This is a genomic window from Moorena sp. SIO2C4 (assembly GCF_010672485.1).
Taxonomy (GTDB): Bacteria; Cyanobacteriota; Cyanobacteriia; order Cyanobacteriales; family Coleofasciculaceae; genus Moorena; species Moorena producens.
On record NZ_JAAHGN010000696.1, the window covers coordinates 1 to 4,060 of the forward strand.

General features: G+C 46.8%; 3 protein-coding genes. 1 reads left to right on the top strand and 2 read right to left on the bottom strand.

All coding sequences use genetic code 11. The features are described from left to right. On the bottom strand, positions 1-1,250 hold a 1,250-nt coding region (locus F6K20_RS27385), incomplete at its 3' end, for a filamentous hemagglutinin N-terminal domain-containing protein (RefSeq protein WP_287296767.1). Positions 1,251-1,493: 243 nt separating this feature from the next. Here F6K20_RS27385 and F6K20_RS27390 point away from each other — a divergent pair. Further along, on the top strand, positions 1,494-2,978 hold the full coding sequence (locus tag F6K20_RS27390; RefSeq protein WP_229414271.1) for a zinc ribbon domain-containing protein: 1,485 nt from the start codon (positions 1,494-1,496) through the stop codon (positions 2,976-2,978). 109 nt (positions 2,979-3,087) lie between these two features. Here the strand turns inward: F6K20_RS27390 and F6K20_RS27395 are convergent. Continuing rightward, the coding region (locus tag F6K20_RS27395) for an NF038122 family metalloprotease (RefSeq protein WP_287296769.1) at positions 3,088-4,060 on the bottom strand (973 nt) is incomplete at its 5' end.

The following is a 4,060-nucleotide window of genomic DNA, read 5'->3' on the forward strand; positions in this document are numbered from 1 at the left end:
TCTGGCACAAACAAACCACTGGGACCGAAGTTCGAGCCAGCAATCACCTCTACCTCAGCAGCGGTGATCGTCAAGGTGCCAGCATTCCCGGAGCTAAAGGTGCCACTGGAGATCTGAGCGCCATCAGCAACCCGCAAGCGTTCCGTGTCAATGAATAAATTACCCCCATTCCCTGTAGCCCCTGGTGCTACATCACTAGATAAACGGCTGAAAAAGAAATTATTTACAACGGTACCGATAACTTGCAATGCCTCCGTCGCCTTTACCGTCAAACTTCCCCCAGCCCCACTGCCCAGGGTATCGGCTAAGATGGCTGACCCCTGACTAAGGGTCACCCGCCGACCCTGCACCTGGATTTCACCCCCGCCATTACCACTGGTACTCACCGACGCCCCTTGGGACAAGGTAATATCCTGAAATTGTCCTACATCTTCATAGCTTAATGTCCAACCTGAGTTAGTTGGGGTTAGCGTTACCATCCCTTCTCCCTGGACGCTGCCCAGTTCAATCCGTCCTCCTGCTGTGGTGAGATTTCCTCCTGCAACCGCCACATCACCCCCCACCAAGGCTAAGGTTTTACCTGGCTGTACTTCCAGCCCCACTGGTCGATTGTCTCTGATTACTGCAAATGTAGCGGGATTAATACTCAGATTGTTCCCAGGCCCGTTGATCACAATTCTGCCTGGATTGGCTTGGGAGCCATACTGTAAACCAGTAGGAATATTAATGGTTAACAGGGGAGGCTCCTGGGGATTGGTAGCACTAAATTCACTGCCATCGGCAAATTTAATGCTGTTGGCGGTAGAGCCGATAAACGAGCCACCAATATCTAGGGAAGCCTCCGAACCAAACACAATCCCATTGGGATTGATTAAAAACAGGTTAGCCCTACCGTTAGCCCGAATTAAGCCATCAATCTTAGAGATGGAGCCACCAGTGACCCGGCTAATAATACTGTCAATAGTCAGGGAATTGTTGAAAAAGGCTGTATTCCCAGTCAGAACGGAAAACTGCTCGAAGCTATGGAAGAGATTACCTCCTGCAGTGGTACCACCGGTAATCTCAATGATATTGCCATTAGGAGTAACAATGGAATTGTTCGGTAGAGTATTATCTGGAACAATTTGAGCTGAGCAGAGCAAGGGCATCTGAGCCACTAGGTAACAGGCAATGGGCAAGGTCAGGAGTTGGTTTAAGGGTTTATTGTGATGCGACTTAGGTGGCAATTTACAAAAATCTGTGGTGACCATGGGGCTTTTCTAGAGACTGAAGCATGTCGTGGGCAAGAACTATCCTCTAGAATTCCCAAACCTCTAGACCAAGTAACGCTTATGACTAGAAAAGGGGAAATTTTTGGCTCTACCGTACTTGTTATAGCGCGTAGCGCTATACCTGTTTACTATCTGCTACGACCCTTGAACAGACCACCAATGCCTTGCCATTAAACCCCCAAAAAGCGGTACAAAATGGGATTTTTTGGGGTATAATGGACAATGATTACAACAAGCTCGAATATGTCTAAGGGGAAGAAAAAATCAGGCACAGTCAAAAAGCTCTCAACTCAGGTAGTTCCAGTAATTGGGATGTCAATGGTAGTTGAAGCTGAGCTTGTTGCCATGATGCAACGCTTAGGCATCGTTCGTTCTGAATCCTACAACAAGCTTGGCAGCGTTAGCCATTGGGGACTCGACTGGCGGAAAGCCTACCCAGAGGTTAGGTCTTTGAGAACTCCAGAATCTTTAGGTCTACCATCTAAACTAATGGAATGGACAGTTAGCGATGTCGGTAAAGCCATTAGTGCCCAACAAGCTGCTTGTATTGAAGCATTAGGAAAAATCCTGCATAAGCGATTTCCAGGTAAAGAAAATAAAAAACGTCGAAATCAATGCTATAAACAGCTATCAAGTCCCAGTTTTCTAGACGATCCATTTTTGCCTCGAATTGTTAGGAAGCAGTTTCAGCGGGGTCATTCAAGGATAAAAAATCAAATAGTCTATCAACAAAACGGTTACTCCTGCCAACGGATTTCTCGCCACACTTACCAGTTAGAACTGGCTGGGTTACGTCGAGGTAAACGCCATCGAATTCTGGTAAGATATAATCGAAAAATAACAGGACAGATCCGACTAATTTACAATCTTCATTTGCAGCGCTTTGAAATCCATTTTTTGGTTGATCATGGAACTATCAATAATCCGACTGAATGTCGTTGTGTTGGTGTAGATAAGGGTTACACAGAAGTATTTTATGATTCAGATGGTCGTGCACACGGTCTTGGCTTAGGTAAACTAGCGACCAATAAATCTGACAGAATTGTTAAGAAAAACCGAAATCGTGGCCAGTTATGGGCACTGCATAGAAAATTAGAGAAAATCGACCCAGCTAAGTCGGCTCGTATACTAGAAAATAATCTGAGCCGGAAAACAGAGAATCGTCGCTTAAGAAAAGACCAAGCAGTAATTTTTGTAATAGGCGCTGCTTCTAAATCTCTTTTTAGGGGAGAATCGTTAAAAGTTTTTGCGGAGGATTTGACCCAAGCAATCAAAGGTTTTCGTCAATCATTAGCGATGTCCCGCAGGTTAAATACTTGGATGAAGGGAGCAATCCGGGACTCTTTACAGAAATGGGCTAACTGGACTGGTTCAGTAGTTTCAGAAATTCAACCGAGCTACACGTCGCAAATTGACTCCGTAACTGGCACCCTGTTAGGGGTCAGGAAAGGGGACAGTTTTACCAGGTTTAATGGGGTCGTGTTGCAGGCTGACTATAATGCTGCGAAGAATATCCTGGCTCGCGGTACAGACCAGGAAATCTCCCGGTTTATGACCAGGGTTGAAGTTCAAGCAGTATTGTTGCGCCGTACCGCGCGTTTCTTGAAAGGTATGGACTTGAGTCTTATTGACGCGGTTGAGCTAGGGTGGCTTGACTCTAAGCATAGTAAAACTCAAGCTTTTAAGGAACTCCTCACCGGGATGTGAGGAACGTCTAGATAGATGGGTGGGAGGCTTAACTCCAATTGCTGTATGACCACCCCTCACTCAGACAACAATAAATTGACCTTGACCTTTTTATTCGGAATTGTTCCGATTAATCCCGGTTTAAGAGTATCCCCAACAGACCTAACCCAATTAAGCCACTGGTAGCCCCAGGGTCTGGCACCTGAGCCGATCCCTGGTCAGCATTGAAGGTTGACCAATTGAAATTTGAAGAAAACCGCTGCTGTTCTATCAACTGGCCTAATACTTGCCCACTGCCACCGCCACCACCGCCACCACCGCCACTGCCGCCACCACCGCCACTGCTACCGCCACCAGCACCGCCACCATAGCCCCATTCGTAGATGTCGAGCACATTCTGGATCCGGTCTTGATCTAGCCAGGATCCTGCTGTTTCGTTATAGCCATTGGCGATATACCAGTCGATCCATGAGGCATTCCAGTTAGGATCATTGAAGTAGGCACCGATTTTGCTGGCTAAGGTATTCTTGGCGTTGTTGAGCAAGTTATTGAGATTTAGGGTCATATTTGAGTCACTGGGGCGTCCATCTGAGCCCAACACAGTGGAGTTTAGGTTCCAGCCAATCACATCAAATGCTCGTAAATCTAGTGCTGAGATATCGGCCCTCTCTGCCCAACCTAGGGCTGGCTTCATAACACCCAAATCATTGCCCATACCGTCCCAGTGGCTGGCTTGATAGCCATCACCTCCTAATCCTAAATTGGGATCCTTGCCTTCAGAAAAGTATGCCAGAACTTTATTACCCCCATCAATGGAAAAGTAGGCGTCGGCACCATAGGCTAATTCAAGCATGTCTTGGTCTTCGCTCCAGGCACTATAGCGGTACATATCCAGGGAGGTAGTACGCATCAGACGGTCAAGGTTCATCTGATAACTAGCGTCATAATCCGCGAGTATCGTCGAATCCACCCCACTGACGAAGCCCAAGATATGACCAATTTCATGGATGCCGACACTGAGAAAGTCTATGGTGTTTGATGGGGTTGGGGCGTTACGCTGGTAATCATAGCTCCAATTGAAGGCGTCATTCATGACGATATAG

What these genes read in the sequence shown, in the direction of transcription:
- F6K20_RS27390 (WP_229414271.1), top strand. Translation starts at nt 1,494, where the DNA reads ATGATTACAACAAGCTCGAATATGTCTAAGGGGAAGAAAAAATCAGGC.